The sequence below is a fragment of the Vogesella facilis genome (assembly GCF_042648525.1).
Classification (GTDB): Bacteria; Pseudomonadota; Gammaproteobacteria; order Burkholderiales; family Chromobacteriaceae; genus Vogesella; species Vogesella facilis.
This window is the reverse complement of the sequence record NZ_JBHRXN010000031.1, coordinates 176,596-197,312: the sequence shown is the minus strand read 5'-3', so window position 1 is coordinate 197,312 and position 20,717 is coordinate 176,596. Positions and strand designations below refer to the sequence as shown.

Sequence of the window (20,717 nt, the reverse complement as noted above, 5' to 3'; positions counted from 1 at the left end):
GTTCAGATCACGCAGCAAAAGGAAACACACAGCACGCCACTGCCGGCGGTGGCGGCGGCTACCGTCGCCGGGCGGCGCACCAGCTCATGGCCCAGCGTGGCGGCCAACTGCTGTGCAGTGGCATCGCTGTTCAGGCGCTGGTGCTGTTGCGCCAGCACGCGGCCGCCGGCGCTGCGCACCAGGTCCAGCAGCACGGTGGCGGTGGCGTCATCCACCAGCCCCACCAGCATCGCCGGCTGTGTGTCCTGCGCCAGCGTGTGAATGTGTTGCAACAGCGAGCCATCCAGGCCGTTCAGGCTCAACGCCGGCTGCTGCTGCATGCCGTGCTGCTGCGCGGCGGCGCTGACCCCGGCCAGGAACTGGCGGTCCACGGCGCTGCCGGATACCACCGCGGTCAGCGGCATCTGGCTGCCTGCGGCCAACGTGGCCGTATCCGGTAGGCCGCTGGCGGCATGCGCCAGCGAGCCGCCGGTGAAGGCCAGGCCAACAGCGGCCAGACCCTTGAGCAAGGTGCGACGATCAGTAGTCATCTGCGCTCTCCTTACGGTTTCGGCTTGGAGTTGGCGAGGTAGCTCGCCAGGCTCTGCAGCGTGTCGTCGTCGATATCGCTGACGCGGAAGGCCGGCATCGCGCGCAGGCCGCTGCGTGGAATCAGCTTGAACACCGCTTCCGGCAGGCCGCGTCCCAGCAGCACCGGGCCGATGCCCGCTTCGTGGCACTTGGCACAGACTTTCTCGTAAAAGCGCTGCCCCGCGCTGACCTCGGCCTCGCCCTGCGCGTGGGCGCTGGCCAGCGGCCAGGCCAGCAACAAGCTCATGGCCACGGCAGGCAGACGGCCTACACCCATCCTGGTCCCGTTGATCACCATTTGTTCTCCTTGATGTTGTGTGTCCGCGTGGCATCCGGCTGGCCAGGCCACGGTGTTGCCACCCTGGCGTGCCCGGCTCGCTGCCACGCTGCTTTCCCGTTCGATGGCCTTTTCTTGATGCAGTGCAAGGAAGCGGCAAGACCATTCTGCTACTGGAGCCATGACTCTAAGCGCGAAGCCCTGCCGTCTCAATGTCGCTTTTTGGGTATGTTTGACACTTTTTTGGGAAATGTAATTGGCGGATTACAAAAATGACAAAAGTCGATAACTGCTTGAGTTGCAAGGACATTCAGCGCTGCAGCGCACCACCGGCGTAATCATGCGAAACAAATCGGCAATGTCATGGTAGGGCCGACGCGGCGGCCCAGCGTGCACGTCAAGGTTGGCCGCAACGCCCGGCTTGCCGATAATCAACGGCTGATTCCCACAGACGAGGCCGGCATGAGCTTGCAATCGGTACGGGCGTTCTTCGCGGAACGCCAACTGGACATTCCCATCATCGAACTGGACACCAGCACCGCCACCGTGGCGCTGGCGGCCGAGGCACACGGCGTGGAGCCGGGCCGCATCGCCAAGACGCTGGCCTTCCGCCTGGCCGACGGTCGCGTGGTGCTGCTGGTGGCGCGCGGCGACGCCCGCATCGACAACCGCAAATTCAAGGACGCCTTCGGCAAGGGCCGCATGCTGCCGGCGGAGGAAGTACAGCAGCTCACCGGCCACCCGGTCGGCGGGGTATGCCCGTTCGGGCTGGCGCAGCCGCTGCCGGTGTATCTGGACAGCTCGCTGCAGGTGTACCAGGAAGTGCTGCCGGCGGCCGGCGACGTGCACACCGCGGTGCGCATCAGCCCGGCGGAACTGGCGCGCATCGTAGCCGGGCACTGGGTGGATGTATGCCAGGAAGTGGCCGTCGCCAGCGCATGAAAAACGGGCCCAGCGGGCCCGTTGTGTTAGCGGCCGCCGGCTCAGGCCGGCTGCGCTTGCGGCAGTAGCCGGCCAAGCGGCTGGCTGCCGGCGGTGGGATGCGCCGCGGCTGGCGGCAGGGTAAAGAAGGCGATCGCCGCCTGCAGCTCGTGCGCCATCTGCTCCAGCTGCCCGGCGGACACCGCGGTCTGCGTCGCCGCGGTGCTGGTTTCCTCGGTCATCTGCGCCACCTGCTCCACATTGCCGGCAATGCTGCCGCCAGCCGCCTGCTGCTGCGCCAGCGCCACCGACACCGCCTGGATCGCCTGGTGGATGCGGCCAACGTTGCCGCTGATGCCGGCCATCGCCACGCGCGCCTGCTGCGTCTGCTGCAGCCCGGTTTCCATCTGCGTCACCGTGTGGTGGATGCCGCCCACCACCTGCTGGCTGCTGCTCAGCATCTCGGCAATGATGGCGCTGATCTGGCTGGTGGACTGCGCGGTGCGCTCCGACAGCTTGCGCACCTCGTCCGCCACCACGGCAAAGCCGCGCCCGGCCTCGCCGGCGCGCGCCGCCTCGATGGCGGCGTTCAGCGCCAGCAGATTGGTCTGCTCGGCCACGTCGCGGATCACCGCCACCACACCGGAAATCTGCTGCGACTTGCTGCCCAGCAGATTGGCCTGCTGCTGCGATTCCCGCACCTGCTGGCTGACCTGCTGGATGGTGTCCAGCGTGCCAGCGATGATCTGCTCGCCCTCGCCCGCCAGCGTGCCGGCGCCGTCGGCATCGCGCGCCACGTCCTGGGTGGTGTCGCTGACCGCGGCAATGCTCACCGACAGCTGTTCTACCGAGGCCGACATCGCCGCCGCGGAACGGGTCTGCTCTTCGGCAGATACCGCCACCTGCTCGGAGGATGCGGCCAACTCGGTGGCATTCACCGACAGCCGGGCGCTCACCTGCTCCAGGTTCTGTACCAGCCGGCACAAGGCAGCCTGCATCGCCGCCATCGACGCCACCACGCTGCTGTCGTCGCCGGCGCGCACCGGCAGCGGCTGTCCCAGATCGCCGGCGGCGATGCGCTGCGCCAGTTGCACCACCGCGGCCGGCTCGCCGCCCAGCTGGCGCAGCAGCTGGCGGATGATATGCCAGCCCATGCCGGCGCCCAGCAGCAGGCCCAGCGCCATCAGCAGCAGCGACAGCCGCGCGCTTTGCTGCGCCGCCGCCTCGGCGGTGGCGTATTGCTCGGCCGCCACCCGCAACTGCAGTGCGATCAGCGCGGCGATGCGGCCGGATACCGGGTCCAGCGCCGGGTACAGCCGCTGATCATTGAATTGCTGCAGGCCGGCGCGGTCGTCCGCCTGCGCCAGCTGCTGCAGCTGGCCGACGCCGGCATTGGCCAGCTGCATCGCCTGCTCGGTCTCGGCTACCAGTTTTTGTTCTTCGGCGGTCAGCAAGGTGCTGCGGTAGGCCTGCCATTGCTGCTCTATGCTGTGGCGGGCGCTGCCCAGGTTCTGCAGGAAGCTGTCGCGGCTGATGGCGCCGGCACGCAGCTTGTGCGCGGCATCGACGATGCTGACGGCGTAGCCGTCCGCCACCTGCTTCAGCTGCTGCAGCGGCACCACGCGGTCGTAATAGGTGCTGGAATAATCGGCGAGAATCTTGTTTTGCACATACATGCCAAAGCCGCCGAGGGTGGCGGCAATCAGCAACAGCAGTGCCAGTAACAGGCCAAGACGCTGGCCGATGGTAAGTGGGCGGATCATGTGGGGTGCTCCGGGTGTGGTGGAATTAAATAATGAAAACTGCATTAAATTTCACTAATTAATTAACCACGCCACTACACATGTCAATGCAATAAATATCACAAACTAATTACGCCTGGCCGCGGCGTTTACCCTGCCAGTATCGCTCTGGACAATACTATGCCGCCCCTTGCTACCAAGCTTTCCATACCATGGTCGTTAAGCCGCCCGCGGGGCAGAAAATAGCAAAAATCACTGCCACAGCGCTGTCACATCACCAATTGGCGGCAACAATTCACCCCCAAAAAAATGCAATAAAAAACAACACAGCCCGCTTTTAGCGGGCTGTTTGTAATAAATATTATGGCGTTCAGGCGTAGTTTTGCGGGAACAGCGCGCGCTCCACCGATTCGATCAGGATGTGGATCACCTTGATGTGCAGCTCCTGCACGCGGTCGGCGTACTGGCCGCCCGGGGTGCACACGTCGATGTCGGCCAGCTGGCCGATCACCGAACCGGGGCGGCCGGTCAGCGCCACCACCACCACGCCCATCTCCTTGGCTGCCTTCACCGCCGCCAGCACGTTCTTGCTGCTGCCACTGGTGCTGATCGCCAGCAGCACGTCGCCGGCGCCGGCGTGCGCTTCCAGATAGCGCGAGAAGATCGCCTCGTAGCCGTAGTCGTTGCCGACGCAGCTGATATGGCTCGGGTCGCTGATGCTGGATGCCGGCAGCGCGCGGCGGTCGTTGCGGTAGCGGCCGGACAGCTCCTCGGCAAAGTGCATCGCATCGCACATCGAGCCACCGTTACCGCAGCTGAACACCCGCTTGCCGTGCTGGTACGCCGTCACCAGCGCATCGCCGGCGGCGTCGATGGCGGCCAGTGCTTGCGGGTTGGACAGCAGGGCATCCAGCGCACTGCGCGCTTCGCTCAGGGTGGCAACGATATGCGGTTTCATGATGTCAGCCTTGTTGGTCTTGATGGGCGGGCATTGTACCCGCCTCAAGCGGCCAGCGCAGTAGCTCTTCCGGCCGAAGCCCGACCTCTAGATGGGCACCGGGCCGCGGCGGCGGGCCGCCGGCCAGCTCGCGGGCGCTGAGCAGCAGCTGCCACGGCGCGTCGTCGCCGGCCACCGTCACCTGCCAGCCATCGGCCTGCGGCGCCACCGCCAGAATGGCGCGCTGCGGCTGGGCGGCGCCCAGCACGAAGGCCTGCGGCGGGATGGCGTAGTGCGCGAACACATTGTGAAAACCGACGAAGCGCGCCACCCAGCTGCTGGCCGGCCGCGCCAGAATCTCGGCCGGCGTGCCCAGCTGCACGATGCGGCCGTGCTGCAGAATGGCCACCCGCTGCGCCAGGGTAAACGCCTCGTGGCGGTCGTGCGTCACCAGCAGCGCCGGCACCTGCAGGCCGGCCAGATGCTGCGCCACGTCGGCCAGCAGCTGCTGCTTGAGGTCGGTATCCAGGCTGGAGAACGGCTCGTCCAGCAGCAGCAGTTGCGGCCGGCACACCAGCGCGCGCGCCAGCGCCACCCGCTGCCGCTCGCCGCCGGACAGGGTGTGGCAGGCGGCTGCACCGCGCCCGGCCAGCCCCACCGCCGCCAGCATCGCCTCGGCCTGCAGCCGCGCGGCGCGGCGCGGGGTGCCGCGCTCGATCAGGCCGAAGGCCACGTTGGCCGCGGCGTCCAGGTGCGGAAACAGCGCATGGTCCTGAAACATCATCGCCAGCTGGCGCTGCTCCGGCGGCAAGGCCAGCAAATCGCGGCCATTCAGCTGCACGCGGCCGCCGTCCGGCCGCTGCAGCCCGGCCAGCACCGCCAGCAGGCTGGATTTGCCGGCGCCGGACGGCCCCAGCAGCGCCAGCGTCTCGCCGGCCGTCACCTGCAGCGATACCGCATCCAGCACACGGCGGTGGCGAAAGGCCAGGTTCAGCCCGTCAATCTGCAGCACGATTCTTCTCCGGCCATTCGATGATCAAAAACGCCAGCAGCGCGAACAGCAACAGCAGGCAGGTAAGCAGCAGCGCCTGCTGCAGGTTGGCCGCACCGGGGCGCCCCAGCCGCTGATAGATCAGCGTGGTCAGCGTGGTCCACTCCGGCCGCGACAGAAACAGCGTCACCGCGAACTCGCCCACCGCGGTGGCGGCGGCAAACGCCAGGCCGCGGCGCAGCGCCGGGCGGATCAGCGGCAGGCTGACGCGGTAGAAGGCGCGCCAGCGGGTGGCACCCAACGTGCGCGCCGCCGCCGGCAAGCTGGGCGACAGGCTGGCCAGCGCGCCGGCCACCGCCTTGGCCACGAACGGGTACGCCAGCAAGGCATAGGCCGCCACCAGCAGCCACAGGCTGGCGCCGTACTGCGGGTACAACAGCAGCAGGCCGAAGGCCAGCAGCACCGGCGACACCATGAACGGCAAGAAGCCCAGCGCGCGCAGCCACCACCAGCGCGCGGCGGCGACGCCGTGCGCCAGCCCCAGCGCCAGCGCCAGCAGCACCGCCGCAGCAGAAAAGCGCAGCGTGTTGCCGATGGCGGCCAGCACTTCGCCATCCCACAGCGCCAGCCAGTTGGCCGCATCGGCCTGCAGCGCGCGCAGCACGATCGCCAGCAGGGGGGCGGCGGCGAACAGCGCCAGCAGCAGCAGGCTGGCGGCCAGTTGCAGCCATTGCGGCCAACCTTGCGGCCGCTGGCACAGCGTGGGGCCGGGGCGGCTGTCCTTCACCAGCCGGCGCTCAATCCAGGCATAGCCGCCGGCCGCCAGCGCGCCCACCGCCAGCGCCAGCAGCGCCAGCGCGCCGGCGTCGGCCAGGTTCAGCTCGTAGGCCACCAGCGAGTAGATTTCCACTTCCACCGTGGCATAGCGCTGGCCGCCCAGCAGCAGCGCCAGGCCGAAACCGGCGAAGCAGTACAGGAAGATCAGGCATAGCGCGGAGGCCAGCCACGGCCGCAGCACCGGCCATTCCACCCGCCAAAAGGTGCGCCACGGCGTGGCGCCCAGCGTGCGCGCCACCAGCAGGCGGCTGGCCGGCACCTGGCTCAGGCCATCCACCCCGGCGCGCACCAGCAGCGGCAGGTTGTAGAACAGGTTGCCGTACAGCAGCAACCACGGCGTGTCCTGCAGATTGATGCCGGCCACGCCGTGCGGGCCGAACAGCGCCAGTACGCCGAGGCCGGCCACCAGCGTCGGCATCACGAATGGCAACAGCAGCAAGCGCAGCAGCAGACGGCGGCCGGGAAAGTCGTAACGCGCCAGCGCCCAGGCCAGCGGCAGGCCGATCAGCAGGCACAGCAGGCAACTGATTAATGCCTGCAACAGCGACCACAGCAGCCGCCATTGCAGGTAGTCGTCGTGCAGCAGCGCCGGGCTGAACGCCAGCCCACCCTGCCACAGCAGCCGCGTCAGCGGCGCCGCCACCATGGCGGCGAGGAACAGCAGCGGCAGCAAGGCCAGGCCGCCGCGCAGCGGCCAGCTCATGCGCCGTGCTCCAGCAGCAGCACCAGCTCGTCGCCGTCCTGCGCGTCGTGCCAGCGGCCAACCTCGGCAAAGCCGAAACGCCGTGCCAATGCCAGCGACGGTGCGTTATGCGGCGCAATCGACAGCACGAAGCGCTGCTGGCCGTGCTCGTGCCGCGCCCAGTGCAGCATGGCGGCCAGCGCCTCGGCGGCGTAGCCCTGGCGGCGGTACGCGGCGTACACGGTGTAGCCCAGTTCCACCGCGCCCGGCGCCAGCTCATGCAGATACGCCGGTGCCGGCGGGCTGTGAAAGCCGATGTGGCCGAGCATGCGGCCGCTGTGGCGGCACAACATGGCGCGCAGCGACCACGGCGCGTAGCCGCTGTCGGCCAGCATGTCCGCCAGCCGCAGCGCCATCAGCGCCTGCTCGCCCAGCCAGTCGGCCGGCAACGCGGCGCCCAGCCGGGCGCCGGCCTCGGCGTGGCGGCCGTTGCTGCCCAGGCGCAGGGTGTCGGCATCCAGATGCCGCAGGATCAGCCGCGGGCTGTGGATGTCGGCGCAGGCACTACGCGCGGGCGCAAGGTTGGCCGCAGACATGGCGTCGGGCTCAGTTACCGGATTTCAGTACCACGCGGGTCCAACGGCTGACCCAGCCGGCGGTCTTGTGCTGCATGGCGGCCAGCTTGGGATTGCTGGCGGCCTGCGGCTGCTGCGCATGCTTGAACACCGGGTCCAGGCTGACGCCGGCCACCGCCGGGTACATCCACATCTCGGTCGGCAGCGCCTGCTGCGCCGCGTTGCCACGCAGGAAATCGACAAACGCCTGCGCCGCCTGCGGCTCCTTGCCGCCTTTTACCTTGGCCACGCCTTCGATCTGCTGGAACACGCCACCCGCCAGCAGCAGGTTGGCGGTCGGCGCTTCGCTGAGTTTTTCCTTGCTGTAGAACACCTCGGCCGCCGGGCTGGTGGCATAGCTCACCACGATGGGACGCGCGCCGCCGTTGCGGCTGAAATCGGTGTAATAGGCTTCGCTCCAGCCCTTGGCCACTTTCACGCCGTTGTCACGCAGCTTGGCCCACCACTGGAAGGCGCCCGCCTCGCCCTTGCCGGCGATGGTGGCCAGCAGGAAGGCCAGCCCCGGGCTGGAAGTGGCCGGGTTTTCCACCACCAGCAGGTCCTTGTAGGCCGGCTTGGCCAGATCGTCCAGGCTGGCCGGCAGCGCCAGCTTCTGCTTGGCGAACCAGGCCTTGTCGATGTTGAGGTTCACGTAGCCGTAGTCCACCGCCACCGCACCCGGCAGGCTGATGCCGGCCACGCTGCGGCCAACCTTGCTGCTGGTCGGCTCCAGCACGCCGGCGGCGTTGGCCTTGCCGATCAGGGTGTTGTCGATGCCGTACACCACGTCGGCGATCGGGTTGGCGCGGGTGAGGATCAGCTTGTTGAGCATCTCGCCGGCATCGCCGGCCTTGATGATGGACAGCTTGACGCCGGCCTGTTTCTCGAACTCGGCCAGCTTGTCCTTGGGCAGGCTGAAGGAGCTGTGCGTCAGCACGCGCAGCTCGCCGGCCAGGGTGGAGAGGGAAGCGCCGGCCAACGCCAGCAGCAGTACGGTTTTCTTGAACATGGCAGACATCCTCTTTTGGCAACGGCACCCAAAAGAAGAAGCGGGACGCGGCCGGGCCGCGCATCACGCTCCCTCCGCTGGTATGACCCAGATCAGGTTCTGGGGTATGTCTCAGCCCGCCGCCTGGCAGGCACCCCCGGTGATCGAGCCGCGAGTATAGCGTTTGCGCCGCGATGCTCAAAGTTGGCCGCACGCGCCGCGGCAGCCGGTTTTGCCTTTGCCGCCGTCATGGGCTATCACATGAAGCAGCCATAGCCAAACGCAAACAATCAATTAATAACAATCAATTTAACAAATCTATAAGCCAATACCATACTGCAGTCATCACCCAGCGAGGACTCGCCATGAAACGCTTTCTGCCTAGCCGCGTCATGCTCGATGACATCTGGGCCAATCTGGTGTGGCTGCAATAGCGCCACTCGCCCTGCCCGCACGGCACACCACCCTACCCCATACCACGCCGGCAGCCCGCAGCGGGCCTGCCAGGCGCCAACAAGCCAGGAGATAACCATGTCCACAGAAGCCAAATGCCCGTTTGCCGGCAGCGCCGCCCCGCAGAGCGTGGCCGGCAGCCAGTCCAATGCCGACTGGTGGCCCAATCAACTCAAGCTCGGCATCCTGCACCAGCACGGCGCCGAGTCCGACCCGATGGGCGCGGCGTTCGATTACGCCGCCGAATTCAAGACCCTGGACCTGGACGCCGTGGTGCAGGATCTGCACGCACTGATGACCGATTCGCAAGACTGGTGGCCGGCCGACTGGGGCCACTACGGCGGCCTGATGATACGCATGGCCTGGCACGCCGCCGGCACCTACCGCATCGCCGACGGCCGCGGCGGCGCCGGCACCGGCAACCAGCGCTTCGCCCCGCTGAACAGCTGGCCGGACAATGGCAACCTGGACAAGGCGCGCCGCCTGCTGTGGCCGATCAAGCAGAAATACGGCCGTAAACTGTCGTGGGCCGACCTGTTCATCCTGGCCGGCAACGTGGCGCTGGAATCGATGGGCTTCAAGACCTTCGGCTTCGGCGGCGGCCGCCCCGACATCTGGGCGCCGGAAGAAGACATCTACTGGGGCATGGAAAAAACCTGGCTCGCCACCAGCGACCAGCCGAACAGCCGCTACTCCGGCGACCGCCAGCTGGACAACCCGCTGGCCGCGGTGCAGATGGGGCTGATCTACGTGAACCCGGAGGGCCCGGACGGCAACCCGGACCCGCTGGCCTCCGGCCGCGACGTGCGCGAAACCTTTGCCCGCATGGCGATGAACGATGAGGAAACCGTGGCACTGGTGGCCGGCGGCCACACCTTCGGCAAGGCGCACGGCGCCGGCGATCCGACCCTGGTCGGCCCGGAACCGGAAGGCGCGCCGATCGCGGAAATGGGCCTCGGCTGGATCAACAAGTTCGGCAGCGGCAAGGGCGGCGACACCACCACCAGCGGCATCGAAGGCGCGTGGAAACCCAACCCCACCACCTGGGATAACGGCTACTTCGACACCCTGTTCGGCTACGAATGGCAGCTGACCAAGAGCCCGGCCGGCGCGCACCAGTGGGTGGCCAAGGACGTGAAGCCGGCAGACATGATCCCGGACGCGCATGACCCCAGCAAAAAACACCCGCCGATGATGACCACCGCCGACCTGTCGCTGCGCTTCGACCCGATCTACGAGCCGATCGCCCGCCGCTTCCACCAGGATCCGGCCGCCTTTGCCGATGCCTTCGCCCGCGCCTGGTTCAAGCTCACCCACCGCGACATGGGCCCGCGCGCCCGTTACCTCGGCAAGCTGGTGCCGGCGGAACAGCTGATTTGGCAGGACCCGATTCCGGCCGTGGACCACCCGCTGGTCGACGCGCAGGACATCGCGGCGCTGAAGATCACAGTACTGGCTTCCGGCCTGAGCATTGCCCAACTGGTGGGCACCGCCTGGGGCGCCGCCGCCACCTTCCGCGGCAGCGACAAGCGCGGCGGCGCCAACGGCGCCCGCATTCGCCTGGCGCCGCAGAAAGACTGGGCGGTCAACCAGCCGGCCGAGCTGGCGCAGGTACTGCAAACGTTGGCCGCCATCCAGCAGGATTTCAACGCCAGCGCCGCCGGTGGCAAGAAAATCTCGTTGGCCGACCTGATCGTGCTGGCCGGTGGCGCCGCCATTGAGGCCGCCGCCAGCAAGGCCGGCCACAGCGTGCACGTGCCCTTCGCCCCCGGCCGCATGGATGCCAGTGCCGAGCACACCGACGTGGAGTCGTTCCAGGTGCTGGAACCGCAGGCGGACGGCTTCCGCAACTACGCGGCGCCGGGGCTGGAAAGCGTGGTCGGCGAACTGCTGATCGACAAGGCGCAGCTGCTGACGCTGAGCGCACCGGAAATGACCGTGCTGATCGGCGGCCTGCGCGCACTGAATGCCAACAGCGACCACAGCCGGCACGGCGTGCTGACCCAGCACCCGGAAACCCTGAGCAACGACTTCTTCGTCAACCTGCTGGACATGGGTACCAAGTGGCAGAAATCGGCCACCACCGGCGTGCTGGAGGGGCGCGACCGCGCCAGCGGCGAGCTGAAATGGACGGCGACGGTGGTGGACCTGTTGTTCGGCTCCAACTCGCAGCTGCGGGCGCTGGCGGAGGTGTATGCCAGCAGCGATGCACAACAGAAGTTCGTCACCGACTTTGTCGCTGCCTGGCACAAGGTGATGAATCTGGACCGTTTCGACCTGGCCTGAGCCACCTCGTCTGCGGCCAACGTACAACAGGGCAAACCGCGCGGTTTGCCCTGTTTTTTTTGTGCCTGCCGCGCCGCCGGCCCACGCCGCGCAAATGCAAACAGGGCCTTGTCGAAGACAAGGCCCTGTTTGGTATCTGGTGCCGGCGGCAGGAATCGAACTCGCGACCCCCTGATTACAAGTCAGGTGCTCTACCAACTGAGCTACACCGGCGTTAGGCGACGGATAATAGGCAATACCTTGGGCGTTGGCAAGCTTTTTTTAATTGTTTATCGCAATTGGCGGTTTTTACAAAAAAGCGCTGTTGCTCGCCGCTAGCACCAGCCGCACTCCTTACGTCGTGGACACAGGCAGTTGCCAGATGCCGCAATTGGCCGCAAAATTAATTAGCTAGCTAATATTAACCATTGTTACTTTGACATGACTACTGAAGAACGCTTTGCCCGCGCACTGCATAACACCGCCCGCAGCTGGCGGCTGGCAGTGGACCGCCGGCTGAAAGACCTCGGCATCGGCCAGGCCGGCTGGATGGCCATCGCCACCATTGCCAAGGCCAGCGAACCACTGTCGCAGTCCGAGCTGGCCAGCCGGCTGGGGGTGGAAAACCCCACCGTGGTGGCCATGGTGGATCGCCTGGTCAAGGCCGGGCTGCTGCTGCGGCAGCCTTCGCCCAACGACCGGCGCATCAAGCTGCTGGCGCTGACCGCGCAAGGCGAGCAGCTCTATCTGCGGGTGCGCACCGAGGCGGACGCCCTGCGCCTGGATCTGCTCGCCGACATCGATCCGGCCTTGCTGGCACAAGTCACCACCCTGCTCGAACTGTTGCAGCAGCGCGCGGAGCAGGCCGGATGACGCCGCAGCTGCCGCACAACCGGCGCATGATCACGCTGTCGATCATGCTGGCCACCATCATCCAGGCGCTGGACGGCACCATCGCCAACGTAGCGCTGCCGCATATGCAGGGCAGCCTGTCCGCGTCGCAAGACCAGATCACCTGGGTACTGACCTCCTTCATCCTGGCGGCGGCGGTGGCCACCCCGCTGACCGGCTGGCTGTGCGACCGTTTCAGCCTGAAAACGGTGTTCATGGTGTCGATCGGCGGCTTCACCGTGGCGTCGATGCTGTGTGGCCTGTCGGACTCGCTGGGGCAGATCGTGCTCGCCCGCTTCTTGCAGGGGGTATTCGGCGCAGCGCTGGTGCCGCTGTCGCAATCGGTGCTGCTGGATATCAACCCGCGCGAGAAACACGGCTCGGCGATGGCGGTGTGGGGCATGGGGGTGATGGTCGGCCCGATTCTGGGGCCGACACTGGGCGGCTGGCTGACCGACAGCTACGACTGGCGCTGGGTATTCTTCATCAACCTGCCGGTGGGGCTGCTGGCCTTCTATGGCGTGTGGCGCTACATCCAGCCCAGCAAAGCGGCGCGCAGCATGCGCTTCGACGTGTTCGGCTTTGCCACCCTCAGCCTGGCGATGGGCGCGCTGCAGATGTTGCTGGATCGCGGCGAGCAGAACGACTGGTTCAGCTCGCCGGAAACCTGGATCGAAGCCGGCCTGATGCTGGTTGCCGCGCTGTATTTCGCGGTGCATACCGCCACCAGCACGCCGGGCAAATCGTTCCTCGACTACCGGCTGCTGAAGAACACCAACTATGTCACCGGCCTGCTGCTGATTTTTGTGGTCGGCATGGTGCTGTTTGCCACCCGCGCGCTGACCCCCACCCTGCTGCAGGGGCTGCTGCACTACCCGGCCGCCACCGCCGGGCTGGTCACCGCCCCCAGCGGCCTGGGCACCATGCTGGCGATGATGCTGGTCGGCAAACTGGTTGGCCGCATCGACCTGCGGCTGCTGCTGGCAGCCGGTTTTTCGATCACCGCGTTTTCCCTGTGGCAGATGAGCCACTACAGCCTGGCGCTCAGCCAGGCCGACATCATCTGGCCCGGGCTGATCCAGGGCATTGGCCTGGGGCTGGTATTCGTGCCGCTGAGCGCCGCCACTTTCTCCACCCTGGCGGCGGACATGCGCACCGAGGGCACCGCCATCTACAGCCTGGTGCGCAATATCGGCAGCAGCATCGGCATCGCGCTGGTGCAGACCCTGCTGGTGCGCAATACCCGCATCGTGCAGGGCGAGCTGGCCGCCAGCGTCAGCAACGCCAGCCCGGCCTGGCTCGACGCCCCCACCGCGGCGGCCTACCCGCTCCAGCAACTGCCCGGTCTGGCCAGCCTGGTGGCCGAAGTGCAGCGTCAGGCGGCGATGGTGGCGTATATCGATGACTTCTGGCTGATGTTTGCCGTTACCGCGCTGATCATCCCGCTGCTGTTGCTGGTGAAGCCCGGCCAGCGCCCGGCCAGCGCCGCGAGCGAGCATGCCGCGCTGGAATGACGCGACCGCCGCCAAGGTTGGCCGCAACGAACAAGGCCGCTGTCTCGCGACAGCGGCCTTGGGCATTCTGCAGCGACAGGCTTATTCGTCGCGCTGCAGCAGGTGCAGGGTCAGCGTCAGCTCGCCGTTGTCCCCCTTCACGCTCTGCACGTTCTGCAGGCTGAGGTCGGACGGCAGCAGCAGGCTGACGCCATGCCCCACCCCCACCTTGCTCCAGAACTTCTCCAGCCGCTTGGCCACGCCCTGCGCCGGCAGCGGCGCCTCGCTCTGCAGCGAGAAACCGTAGCTTTCCGCGGCGTTATCGAACAGCCGGTTCACCTCGCCCGCCGGCACGTAGCGCTCGGCCATGTCGGCCATATCGCGCGGCGACACCTCCGGCTCGCTCTTACAGTGGCTCAGCACCTCGTCGCGGAAGCGCAGCTGCGCCGCCGGGTCGGCGATTTCCTCCGCCACCTGCTCGATCACCTCGGCCACCAGCTTGCTGGTGGAGCTGCTGTCCGGCACGCGCAGCGCACGCAGGAAGTCATCCACCCAGAACTTGGCCTCGTGGCCCAGACGGTCCACCGCGTACAACGCCGGGCCGCCCTCCAGCACCAGCGCGCCCTTGTCGATCAGCCGCGGGTTGATGCCGGAAGCGTGGCTAATGTCGAACACCTCGCCGCTTTCGATAATGGTGAGGAAGTCTTCCTGGATCTCGGCCTTGAAGATGCCCAGCGCGCGCTGCGGCGCCTCGGCTTCGCCGAGGCCGGAGAACAGGATGATCAGCAGGTCGCCGGCGGCGATATTGGGGTGCTGCGAGCGCGCGTACAGGTGCTTGGCGATCTGCGCCGACACCTCCAGCAGATCCACCTCGCCACGGAAGAAGCGGCGGCTGTAGTGGTACAGCTCGTTGAGGTTGAGGTCGGTCTCGTGCACGAACTGGAACTTCTTCTTGTCCGACACGATGCCCTTCAGGTAGCCCTCCAGAATCAGCGCCGACACCGCCTCGTCCACGCCGATGGCCTTGCCGGACAGCTGCAAGGGTTCGCCGCGGCTGGGGTTGCCCACGCGGTGGATGACCAGTCGTTCTACTCTGGCTTCGCTGATCTGCATGCTGTGTCTTGCTCCTGTTCACTGGAGGCGGGATTATCGCCGCCCGCCGCGCCGGCAACAAGGTTGGCCGCATGCTCGCTGGCGGCGCCGAACTGCAATGCGGCCAACCTAGCATACAGCGGCGAGCTGGCCAGCAGCTCGTCGTGGCGACCTTCGGCCACGATGCGGCCGGCATCCAGCACCACGATGCGGTCCGCCTGCTTCACCGTGGCCAGGCGGTGGGCGATCACCAGCGTGGTACGGTTGGCCGCGGCGCGCTCCAGCGCCGCCTGCACCAGCCGTTCCGACTCGGCATCCAGCGCGCTGGTGGCCTCGTCCAGCAGCAGTATCGGCGGATTCTTCAGGATGGCGCGGGCGATGGCGATGCGCTGGCGCTGGCCACCAGACAGCCGCACGCCACGCTCGCCCAGGAAGCTGTGGTAGCCCTGCGGCAGTTTTTCAATGAAATCATGCGCCGCCGCCGCCCGCGCCGCGGCGATCACCTCGGCATCAGTCGCCTCCGGCCGGCCGTAGCGGATATTCTCCAGCGCGCTGGCGGCAAAGATCACCGTGTCCTGCAGCACGATGCCGACATGGCGGCGCAGCGCCGCCGGGTCGAGTTCGCTCACTGCCGCGCCGTTGATACTGATGCGGCCAACTTGCGGGTCGTAAAAGCGCAGCAGCAGCTGGAACAGCGTGCTCTTACCGGCGCCGGACGGCCCCACCAGCGCCACCTGCTCGCCCGGTTTCACCCACAGGCTGACATCGTCCAGCGATGGCAAGCCGGGGCGCGACGGGTAGGCAAAGCGCACGCCCTGCAGGCGGATGCCCTCGCCCGTGGCCGGCAACGGCTGCGGTGCAGCCGGCGGCGTTACCGGCGAACGGTGCGCCAGCAGCGCCAGCAGCCGCTCGGTGGCGCCGGCGGCGCGCTGCAGCTCGCCCCACACCTCGGCCACCGCGCCGATCGCCCCGGCGGTCACCACCGCGTAGAGGATGAACTGTGCCAGCTGGCCGCTGCTCATCTGCCCGGCCAGCACCGCCTGCGCCCCCAGCCACAGCACGAACACGATGGCGCCGAACACCAGCAGGATGACGATGGCGGTGAGCTGGCTGCGGGCGCGCACGCGCGCCAGCGCGGTGCCGAAGCTGCGTTCCACCGAGTCATCGAAGCGCCGCTGCTCGTGGCCCTCCTGCACAAAGGCCTGCACCGTCTGCACCGCGTTCAGCGTTTCGCCGGCCAGCGCGCTGGAGTCGGCGATGCGGTCCTGGCTGGCGCGTGACAACGCCCGCACCCGCCGGCCGTAGATCATGATCGGCAGCACCACCAGCGCCAGCGTTACCAGGATGTAGCCGGTGAGGCTGGCGCTGGTCACCGCCAGCATCACCAGCCCGCCCAGCATCAGCAGCACATTGCGCAGCCCCAGCGACAGGCTGCTGCCCACCACGGCCTGCACCAGCGTGGTGTCGGTGGTGAGCCGCGACAGCACTTCGCCGGTCTGCAGCGTCTCGAAGTATTCCGGGCTCATGGCGATGACGTGGCGGTACACCGCGCGGCGCAGGTCGGCGGTGACGCGCTCGCCCAGCCACGACACCAGGTAGAAGCGCAGCGCGGTGAACAGCGCCAGCACCGCCGCCACACCGAACAGCGCCAGGAAGTAGCCGTCCACCGCCGCGCGCTGGGCAAAGGCGTGGTCGATCAGGTAGCGGAACGCCACCGGCAGCAGCAAGGTGGCGCCGGCGGCCACCAGCAGGGCGAGGCCGGCCAGCGCGAAGCGGCCGCGGTACGGCCGCAAAAACGGCAGCAGGCCGGACAGCGGCGCAAGGCGTTGCAACAGGGTAGGCTTGGTCACCGCAGCTCCAGACGAGGTTCAGGCCATCAACATGGCCCCGGCCACGCCGATTTCAAGCGCCGCGGCGCTTGCGTTCGGCCGCGGTATCGCTGCAGCATGGCAGCGCCCGGCAGCGTGTCAAGCAGCCGCCTGCCCGCCGCCGTTGCGGCCAACCTTGCCGGGCCAACACAACAACAGGCGCCGTCACGAGGCGGCGCCAGCGGAGAGCACACAATGCTGATCAACTGCGTTGCCTACCAGAACGGCCAGAAGCTGGCCGACCTGCAGCAGGAGGAAATCCACGACTATCTGCTGCGCCCGGACTGCTTCGTGTGGGTGGCGCTGCGCGACCCGGCGCCGGAAGAGCTGGGGGGCATGGCGGCGCAGTTCGGCCTGCACGAGCTGGCGGTGGAGGATGCGCAGAACGGCCACCAGCGCCCCAAGCTGGAGGAATACGGCGACACCCTGTTCTGCGTGCTGCAGACGCTGGAACCCACCGAATCGGGCGAGCTGCGCGTGGGCGAGGTCGACCTGTTCGTCGGCGCCAATTTCGTGCTGTCGATCCGCAACGGCACGCGCCAGGGCTTTGTCAGCGTGCGCGACCGCTGCGAGCACGAGCCGGAGCTGCTGCAGATCGGCGCCGGCTTCGTGTTCTACGCGCTGATCGACGCAGTGGTGGATCGCTACTTCGCGGTGATGCACCAGTTGGAGGACGAGCTGGACGAGCTGGAGGAACGGCTGTTCAGCCGCAAGAGTTCGGCGCGGCGCAATATCGAGGACCTGTACGCGCTGAAGCGCAAGCTGGTGACCGTCAGCCACGCGGTGCTGCCGCTGCACGAGGCGGTGGCGCGACTGCACGGCGGCCGCGTGCCACGGGTGTGCGGCGGGCTGCACGACTATTACCGCGACGTGGACGACCACCTGGCGCGCATCATCCGCAGCCTGGAGTCGCAGCGCGACATGCTGTCCACCGCCATCCAGGTGAACCTGGCGATGATCTCGCTGGACGATTCCAGCGTCAGCAAGAAACTGGCCGCCTACGCCGCGCTGTTCGCGGTGCCGACCATGATCGCCGGCATCTACGGGATGAACTTCGACAATATGCCGGAGCTGAAAAGCAGCGACGGCTACCCGCTGACGCTGGTGATAATGCTGGTGCTGGACGTGCTGCTGTGGTGGCGCTTCAAGAAGGTGGGCTGGCTGTAAGGTTGGCCGCAGAATGCAAAAACCCCGTGTCGCGAGACACGGGGTTTTCTTTGTTCTGGTGGCGGGAGAAGGATTCGAACCTTCGAAGGCAGAACCGTCAGATTTACAGTCTGATCCCTTTGACCGCTCGGGAATCCCGCCAGAAGAGGAGGCGAATATTAGCGAGCACCCCGCCGGCCGTCAACCGCTAATTGTCATTTTCCTGCATTTCTTTTTTTAAATAAAAAAATACGCAGGAAAATCAAAACCATGCCAAATGGTTACCACCACCAGAACAGCCAGCCCCAGGCGCTGTCCACCCAGGCCAGCACCGCTACGAAGGCCAGCAGCGGCGGCAGCATGCGCCAGCCGCCACGCCATTGCCGCACGATGCCCTGCGCCAGCCACAACGACCACAGACTGGCCGCCAGCAGCAAGGCCAGGCGCAGATCGTTGATCCAGTGCCAGTACACGCCCTCGCCGCGCAGCAGGGTCAGCGTCACCGCGGTCAGCCCCAGGAACACGCCGCAGCCGGCCAGCGGAATCAACGCCTGTGCCAGGTGGTGCAGGCGCTGCCACTGCCAGCGACCGCCGCTGCGCACCGCCAGCGCCAGCAGCAGCGAGCTGACCGTGCCCAGCACCAGCGCGGTGGCGCCGATATAGGCCAGCAGCAGGCTGCCATCCAGCCAGCTGAACACGTCGTTCTTTTCCGGGTAGTGGGTGAACAGCCACCACGGCGCATCGCTATCCAGCGCCCAGAACCACTCGCGCTCCACCAGCCATTCCGCCAGCGCCTGCTTGATGGCGACGAACCACGGGCTGGCGCTCCAGTGGAAGGCGCCGATAGCCACGCCCAGCAGGCCGAACACGATCAGCAGCGTCTGCCAGCCATCGGCCTCGCGCGCGCCGACGCGCACGATTTCGTCCGACGGCGAGCGCAGGCTGAGCGTCACCGCGTCGCGGTGGCTGCTGCAGCGGCCGCACATATGACAGCCGCTGCCGCCCTGCATCTGGCTGATCGGCTGCAGCGGCGCACAGTCCACCGCCTTGATGACGATGGTGCGCTTATTGGCCACCGAATTCTGCCAGGCGGCCTCATTCACCCGGAAGTGCACCGGCGCCAGCTTGGACAGCAGCGCGAACACGCCGTTGACCGGGCACAGGTAGCGGCACCATGCGCGCTTGCCGCGGGTGTACCAGTAACCCACCGCCACCGCGGCCACGGTGGAGCCGCCCAGCACCAGCAGCGCCGCCTTCGGGTACTGGTAGACGCTGACCATCTGCCCGTACACGGTGGTACAGACGAAGGCGACGAACGGCCAGCCGCCCCAGCGCATCCAGCGCGGAATCGGCCGGCCGCGGCCGCGGCGCGCCGCCCACTCGGCCAGCGCGCCTTCCGGACACAGCACGCCGCACCACAGCCGGCCGAACAGCAGCATCGACAGCAGCACGAACGGCCACCAGATGCCCCAGAACGCGAACTCGGCCAGCACGGTGATGTGGTTCCACACATGCGCGGTGTCGTCCGGCAGCGGCAGCATGGCCGGCACCACCAGCAGCACCGCGTACACCAGCACCACCAGCCACTGCAGGCCGCGGATCAGGCCGGCATGATCGCGCAGCCAGTCGCCGAGGCGCGCCAGGCGGCCGCCCGGCCGGTACAGGCTGCCAGCAGGAGCGCCGCAACTCATGCTGCGCGCTGCCCGGCCGGCTGGCGGTGGCGCCAGCGCAGCAGTGCCGCGATCAGCAGCCAGTAGCCGCCGTAGGCCAACAGACTGGTCAGCGACGGGTGGGCGCGGTAGCCGGTCAGCGCCGCCAGCACGCCGCCGGCCGGCGACATGTCATCCACCAGCGCCGAGCTGTCCCACAGCGGGTCGATCAGCGTCGGCAGCAGCTCCATCGACTGCAGCCGGTCCACGCCGCTGATGAACAGCGCCGCGGCCAACAGCAGCAGCATGATTTCGGTGACGCGGAAGAACAGCCGCCACGACAGGTATTTGCCACCCAGCTGCAGCAGCCAGAACGTCAGCAGCGCCAGCACGAAGCCCAGCACGCCACCCAGCGCCATGCCGCCCAGCTCGCTGCCCTGCGCGCTGGCCAGCATGCCGTACAGGAACACCACCGCCTCGCTGCCCTCGCGCGCGACGGCAATGGCCACCAGCAGCAGCACGCCCCACCAGTTATTGCGTTCCGCGTTGGCCGCCAGCCCGCTTTCCAGCTCGCGCTTCAGCGTGCGGCCGTGCGCGCGCATCCACAGCACCATCTGCACGATCAGCGCCGCGGCCACGAACACCATGCCGGCCTGGAAGGCGTCCTGGTGCGGCCCCAGCAGCTCGGCGGCGGCAAACAGGCCGAAGGCCAGCAATGCAGCCAACACCAGCCCCAGGCCCACACCACCCCACAGCCAGCGCTTGCCGCCGCTGTCGGCGGCGTTGTGCGACAGCCAGGCATGCAGAATGCCCACCACCAGCATCGCCTCCACGCTTTCGCGCCAGACGATGAACAATACCTGTCCCATGCCCTGCCCCTTACTTGACCACGATCACGCCCTGCGTGGTCGCCATGTGGAATTCGTCGTAGAACTTGTATTGCCCGGGCGACAGCGGCCCCAGCACCACGAAGCTGTCCGCCCCCGGCGCCAGCACTTTTTCCTTGCGCAACTGCAGGCTCTCGAACTCGGCGGCGGTCTTGCCCTTGTTGACGATCTCGATCTTGAAACGGCTGCCGGCCGGCACGGTCAGCAGCCGGGTGTTGATCTTGCCGTCGTTAAGTTCCAGCTTGTACGTCGGCAGATCGGCGGCGATGGCGCCGGCGATGGCGCCCGGCAGCAGCAAGGCGGCAGCCAGCTGGCGGAGGGTATTGCCCATGTCGATTGTTCCCATGGCTTGAAACGGAAAAAGCGCCGCGACATACAGTCGACGGCGCTGCCTCTGGTCCGGGCGGCTAGCCA

18 protein-coding genes, 2 tRNA genes and 1 riboswitch are annotated in these 20,717 nt (G+C 67.3%); of the genes, 5 read left to right on the top strand and 15 right to left on the bottom strand.

Annotation, left to right across the window (positions count from 1 at the left end; genetic code table 11):
* Window positions 1-2: 2 nt before the first annotated feature.
* Both ACFOLG_RS12150 and ACFOLG_RS12145 read right to left on the bottom strand, forming a co-directional pair.
* The gene (locus ACFOLG_RS12150) at window positions 3-530 is read right to left on the bottom strand and encodes a hypothetical protein (RefSeq protein WP_386092123.1); all 528 of its coding nucleotides are present in this window, start codon (window positions 528-530) and stop codon (window positions 3-5) included.
* Between the two features lie 11 nt (window positions 531-541).
* Window positions 542-817, bottom strand: a complete 276-nt coding sequence (locus ACFOLG_RS12145) for a c-type cytochrome (RefSeq protein WP_386092121.1) — start codon at window positions 815-817, stop codon at window positions 542-544.
* A gap of 492 nt (window positions 818-1,309) precedes the next feature.
* On the opposite strand from ACFOLG_RS12145, the gene ACFOLG_RS12140 reads away from it, so the two are divergent.
* Window positions 1,310-1,789, top strand: a complete 480-nt coding sequence (locus ACFOLG_RS12140; protein ID WP_386092119.1) for a YbaK/EbsC family protein — start codon at window positions 1,310-1,312, stop codon at window positions 1,787-1,789.
* A gap of 41 nt (window positions 1,790-1,830) precedes the next feature.
* Here ACFOLG_RS12140 and ACFOLG_RS12135 read toward each other — a convergent pair whose 3' ends face one another.
* The 6 genes from ACFOLG_RS12135 to ACFOLG_RS12110 all read right to left on the bottom strand — a co-directional run bounded on the left by ACFOLG_RS12135 (window position 1,831) and on the right by ACFOLG_RS12110 (window position 8,580).
* Window positions 1,831-3,531: a methyl-accepting chemotaxis protein gene (locus ACFOLG_RS12135; protein ID WP_386092116.1), complete on the bottom strand. Its 1,701-nt coding sequence runs from the start codon at window positions 3,529-3,531 to the stop codon at window positions 1,831-1,833.
* Window positions 3,532-3,880: 349 nt separating this feature from the next.
* The gene (locus ACFOLG_RS12130; RefSeq protein WP_386092115.1) at window positions 3,881-4,468 is read right to left on the bottom strand and encodes a D-sedoheptulose-7-phosphate isomerase; all 588 of its coding nucleotides are present in this window, start codon (window positions 4,466-4,468) and stop codon (window positions 3,881-3,883) included.
* Window positions 4,469-4,472: 4 nt separating this feature from the next.
* The gene (locus ACFOLG_RS12125; protein ID WP_386092112.1) at window positions 4,473-5,459 is read right to left on the bottom strand and encodes an ABC transporter ATP-binding protein; all 987 of its coding nucleotides are present in this window, start codon (window positions 5,457-5,459) and stop codon (window positions 4,473-4,475) included.
* On the bottom strand, window positions 5,446-6,978 hold the full coding sequence (locus tag ACFOLG_RS12120) for an ABC transporter permease (RefSeq protein ID WP_386092110.1): 1,533 nt from the start codon (window positions 6,976-6,978) through the stop codon (window positions 5,446-5,448). The genes ACFOLG_RS12125 and ACFOLG_RS12120 overlap by 14 nt, the downstream gene beginning before the upstream one ends.
* A complete protein-coding gene (locus tag ACFOLG_RS12115) occupies window positions 6,975-7,553 on the bottom strand; it encodes a GNAT family N-acetyltransferase (RefSeq protein ID WP_386092108.1) in 579 nt (192 codons plus the stop codon). The genes ACFOLG_RS12120 and ACFOLG_RS12115 overlap by 4 nt, the downstream gene beginning before the upstream one ends.
* 10 nt (window positions 7,554-7,563) lie before the next feature.
* Window positions 7,564-8,580, bottom strand: coding sequence for a thiamine ABC transporter substrate-binding protein (locus ACFOLG_RS12110; protein WP_386092105.1), 1,017 nt, complete (start codon window positions 8,578-8,580; stop codon window positions 7,564-7,566).
* Between the two features lie 51 nt (window positions 8,581-8,631).
* Window positions 8,632-8,728, bottom strand: a riboswitch (TPP riboswitch).
* Between the two features lie 362 nt (window positions 8,729-9,090).
* Between ACFOLG_RS12110 and katG the strand changes: the two genes are divergently transcribed.
* Window positions 9,091-11,298, top strand: a complete 2,208-nt coding sequence (gene katG / locus ACFOLG_RS12105) for a catalase/peroxidase HPI (RefSeq protein WP_386092103.1) — start codon at window positions 9,091-9,093, stop codon at window positions 11,296-11,298.
* A 137-nt stretch (window positions 11,299-11,435) separates the two neighbouring features.
* Here katG and ACFOLG_RS12100 read toward each other — a convergent pair.
* A tRNA-Thr gene (locus ACFOLG_RS12100) sits at window positions 11,436-11,511 on the bottom strand.
* Between the two features lie 207 nt (window positions 11,512-11,718).
* Here ACFOLG_RS12100 and ACFOLG_RS12095 point away from each other — a divergent pair.
* Together ACFOLG_RS12095 and ACFOLG_RS12090 are read left to right on the top strand one after the other, a co-directional pair.
* Window positions 11,719-12,150 carry a MarR family winged helix-turn-helix transcriptional regulator gene (locus ACFOLG_RS12095; RefSeq protein WP_386092100.1) on the top strand — a complete coding sequence of 144 codons (432 nt, stop codon included), beginning with the start codon at window positions 11,719-11,721 and terminating at the stop codon, window positions 12,148-12,150.
* Window positions 12,147-13,682: an MDR family MFS transporter gene (locus ACFOLG_RS12090; RefSeq protein ID WP_386092098.1), complete on the top strand. Its 1,536-nt coding sequence runs from the start codon at window positions 12,147-12,149 to the stop codon at window positions 13,680-13,682. Before ACFOLG_RS12095 ends, ACFOLG_RS12090 begins: the two co-directional genes overlap by 4 nt.
* An 81-nt stretch (window positions 13,683-13,763) precedes the next feature.
* On the opposite strand, the gene ACFOLG_RS12085 is transcribed toward ACFOLG_RS12090, so the two are convergent.
* On the bottom strand, window positions 13,764-14,774 hold the full coding sequence (locus ACFOLG_RS12085) for a nucleoid-associated protein (protein ID WP_386092095.1): 1,011 nt from the start codon (window positions 14,772-14,774) through the stop codon (window positions 13,764-13,766).
* Entirely contained in the window at window positions 14,750-16,603 is a 1,854-nt protein-coding gene (locus tag ACFOLG_RS12080; protein WP_386092093.1) for an ABC transporter transmembrane domain-containing protein, read from the bottom strand. The genes ACFOLG_RS12085 and ACFOLG_RS12080 overlap by 25 nt, the downstream gene beginning before the upstream one ends.
* 213 nt (window positions 16,604-16,816) lie before the next feature.
* Here ACFOLG_RS12080 and corA point away from each other — a divergent pair, with 213 nt between their 5' ends.
* Window positions 16,817-17,788, top strand: a complete 972-nt coding sequence (gene corA, locus ACFOLG_RS12075) for a magnesium/cobalt transporter CorA (protein ID WP_386092091.1) — start codon at window positions 16,817-16,819, stop codon at window positions 17,786-17,788.
* 56 nt (window positions 17,789-17,844) lie between these two features.
* On the opposite strand, the gene ACFOLG_RS12070 is transcribed toward corA, so the two are convergent.
* The 4 genes from ACFOLG_RS12070 to ACFOLG_RS12055 form a co-directional block, all read right to left on the bottom strand.
* Window positions 17,845-17,929 (bottom strand) — tRNA-Tyr (locus tag ACFOLG_RS12070).
* 119 nt (window positions 17,930-18,048) lie between these two features.
* A complete protein-coding gene (locus ACFOLG_RS12065; RefSeq protein WP_386092088.1) occupies window positions 18,049-19,458 on the bottom strand; it encodes a 4Fe-4S binding protein in 1,410 nt (469 codons plus the stop codon).
* The gene (locus ACFOLG_RS12060) at window positions 19,455-20,285 is read right to left on the bottom strand and encodes an FTR1 family iron permease (RefSeq protein ID WP_386092085.1); all 831 of its coding nucleotides are present in this window, start codon (window positions 20,283-20,285) and stop codon (window positions 19,455-19,457) included. Before ACFOLG_RS12060 ends, ACFOLG_RS12065 begins: the two co-directional genes overlap by 4 nt.
* A gap of 10 nt (window positions 20,286-20,295) precedes the next feature.
* Window positions 20,296-20,634 (bottom strand): cupredoxin domain-containing protein, encoded by a 339-nt coding sequence (locus ACFOLG_RS12055; protein WP_386092084.1) that lies wholly within the window; start codon window positions 20,632-20,634, stop codon window positions 20,296-20,298.
* Window positions 20,635-20,717 lie beyond the last annotated feature (83 nt).

Excerpts from the sequence above, each read along its gene's own strand:
- ACFOLG_RS12150 (WP_386092123.1), bottom strand. The coding sequence starts at position 530 with ATGACTACTGATCGTCGCACCTTGCTCAAGGGTCTGGCCGCTGTTGGC.
- ACFOLG_RS12145 (WP_386092121.1), bottom strand. The coding sequence starts at position 817 with ATGAGCTTGTTGCTGGCCTGGCCGCTGGCCAGCGCCCACGCGCAGGGC.
- ACFOLG_RS12140 (WP_386092119.1), top strand. The coding sequence starts at position 1,310 with ATGAGCTTGCAATCGGTACGGGCGTTCTTCGCGGAACGCCAACTGGAC.
- ACFOLG_RS12135 (WP_386092116.1), bottom strand. The coding sequence starts at position 3,531 with ATGATCCGCCCACTTACCATCGGCCAGCGTCTTGGCCTGTTACTGGCA.
- ACFOLG_RS12130 (WP_386092115.1), bottom strand. The coding sequence starts at position 4,468 with ATGAAACCGCATATCGTTGCCACCCTGAGCGAAGCGCGCAGTGCGCTG.
- ACFOLG_RS12120 (WP_386092110.1), bottom strand. The coding sequence starts at position 6,978 with ATGAGCTGGCCGCTGCGCGGCGGCCTGGCCTTGCTGCCGCTGCTGTTC.
- ACFOLG_RS12115 (WP_386092108.1), bottom strand. The coding sequence starts at position 7,553 with ATGTCTGCGGCCAACCTTGCGCCCGCGCGTAGTGCCTGCGCCGACATC.
- ACFOLG_RS12110 (WP_386092105.1), bottom strand. The coding sequence starts at position 8,580 with ATGTTCAAGAAAACCGTACTGCTGCTGGCGTTGGCCGGCGCTTCCCTC.
- katG (WP_386092103.1), top strand. The coding sequence starts at position 9,091 with ATGTCCACAGAAGCCAAATGCCCGTTTGCCGGCAGCGCCGCCCCGCAG.
- ACFOLG_RS12095 (WP_386092100.1), top strand. The coding sequence starts at position 11,719 with ATGACTACTGAAGAACGCTTTGCCCGCGCACTGCATAACACCGCCCGC.
- ACFOLG_RS12090 (WP_386092098.1), top strand. The coding sequence starts at position 12,147 with ATGACGCCGCAGCTGCCGCACAACCGGCGCATGATCACGCTGTCGATC.
- ACFOLG_RS12085 (WP_386092095.1), bottom strand. The coding sequence starts at position 14,774 with ATGCAGATCAGCGAAGCCAGAGTAGAACGACTGGTCATCCACCGCGTG.
- corA (WP_386092091.1), top strand. The coding sequence starts at position 16,817 with ATGCTGATCAACTGCGTTGCCTACCAGAACGGCCAGAAGCTGGCCGAC.
- ACFOLG_RS12065 (WP_386092088.1), bottom strand. The coding sequence starts at position 19,458 with ATGAGTTGCGGCGCTCCTGCTGGCAGCCTGTACCGGCCGGGCGGCCGC.
- ACFOLG_RS12060 (WP_386092085.1), bottom strand. The coding sequence starts at position 20,285 with ATGGGACAGGTATTGTTCATCGTCTGGCGCGAAAGCGTGGAGGCGATG.
- ACFOLG_RS12055 (WP_386092084.1), bottom strand. The coding sequence starts at position 20,634 with ATGGGCAATACCCTCCGCCAGCTGGCTGCCGCCTTGCTGCTGCCGGGC.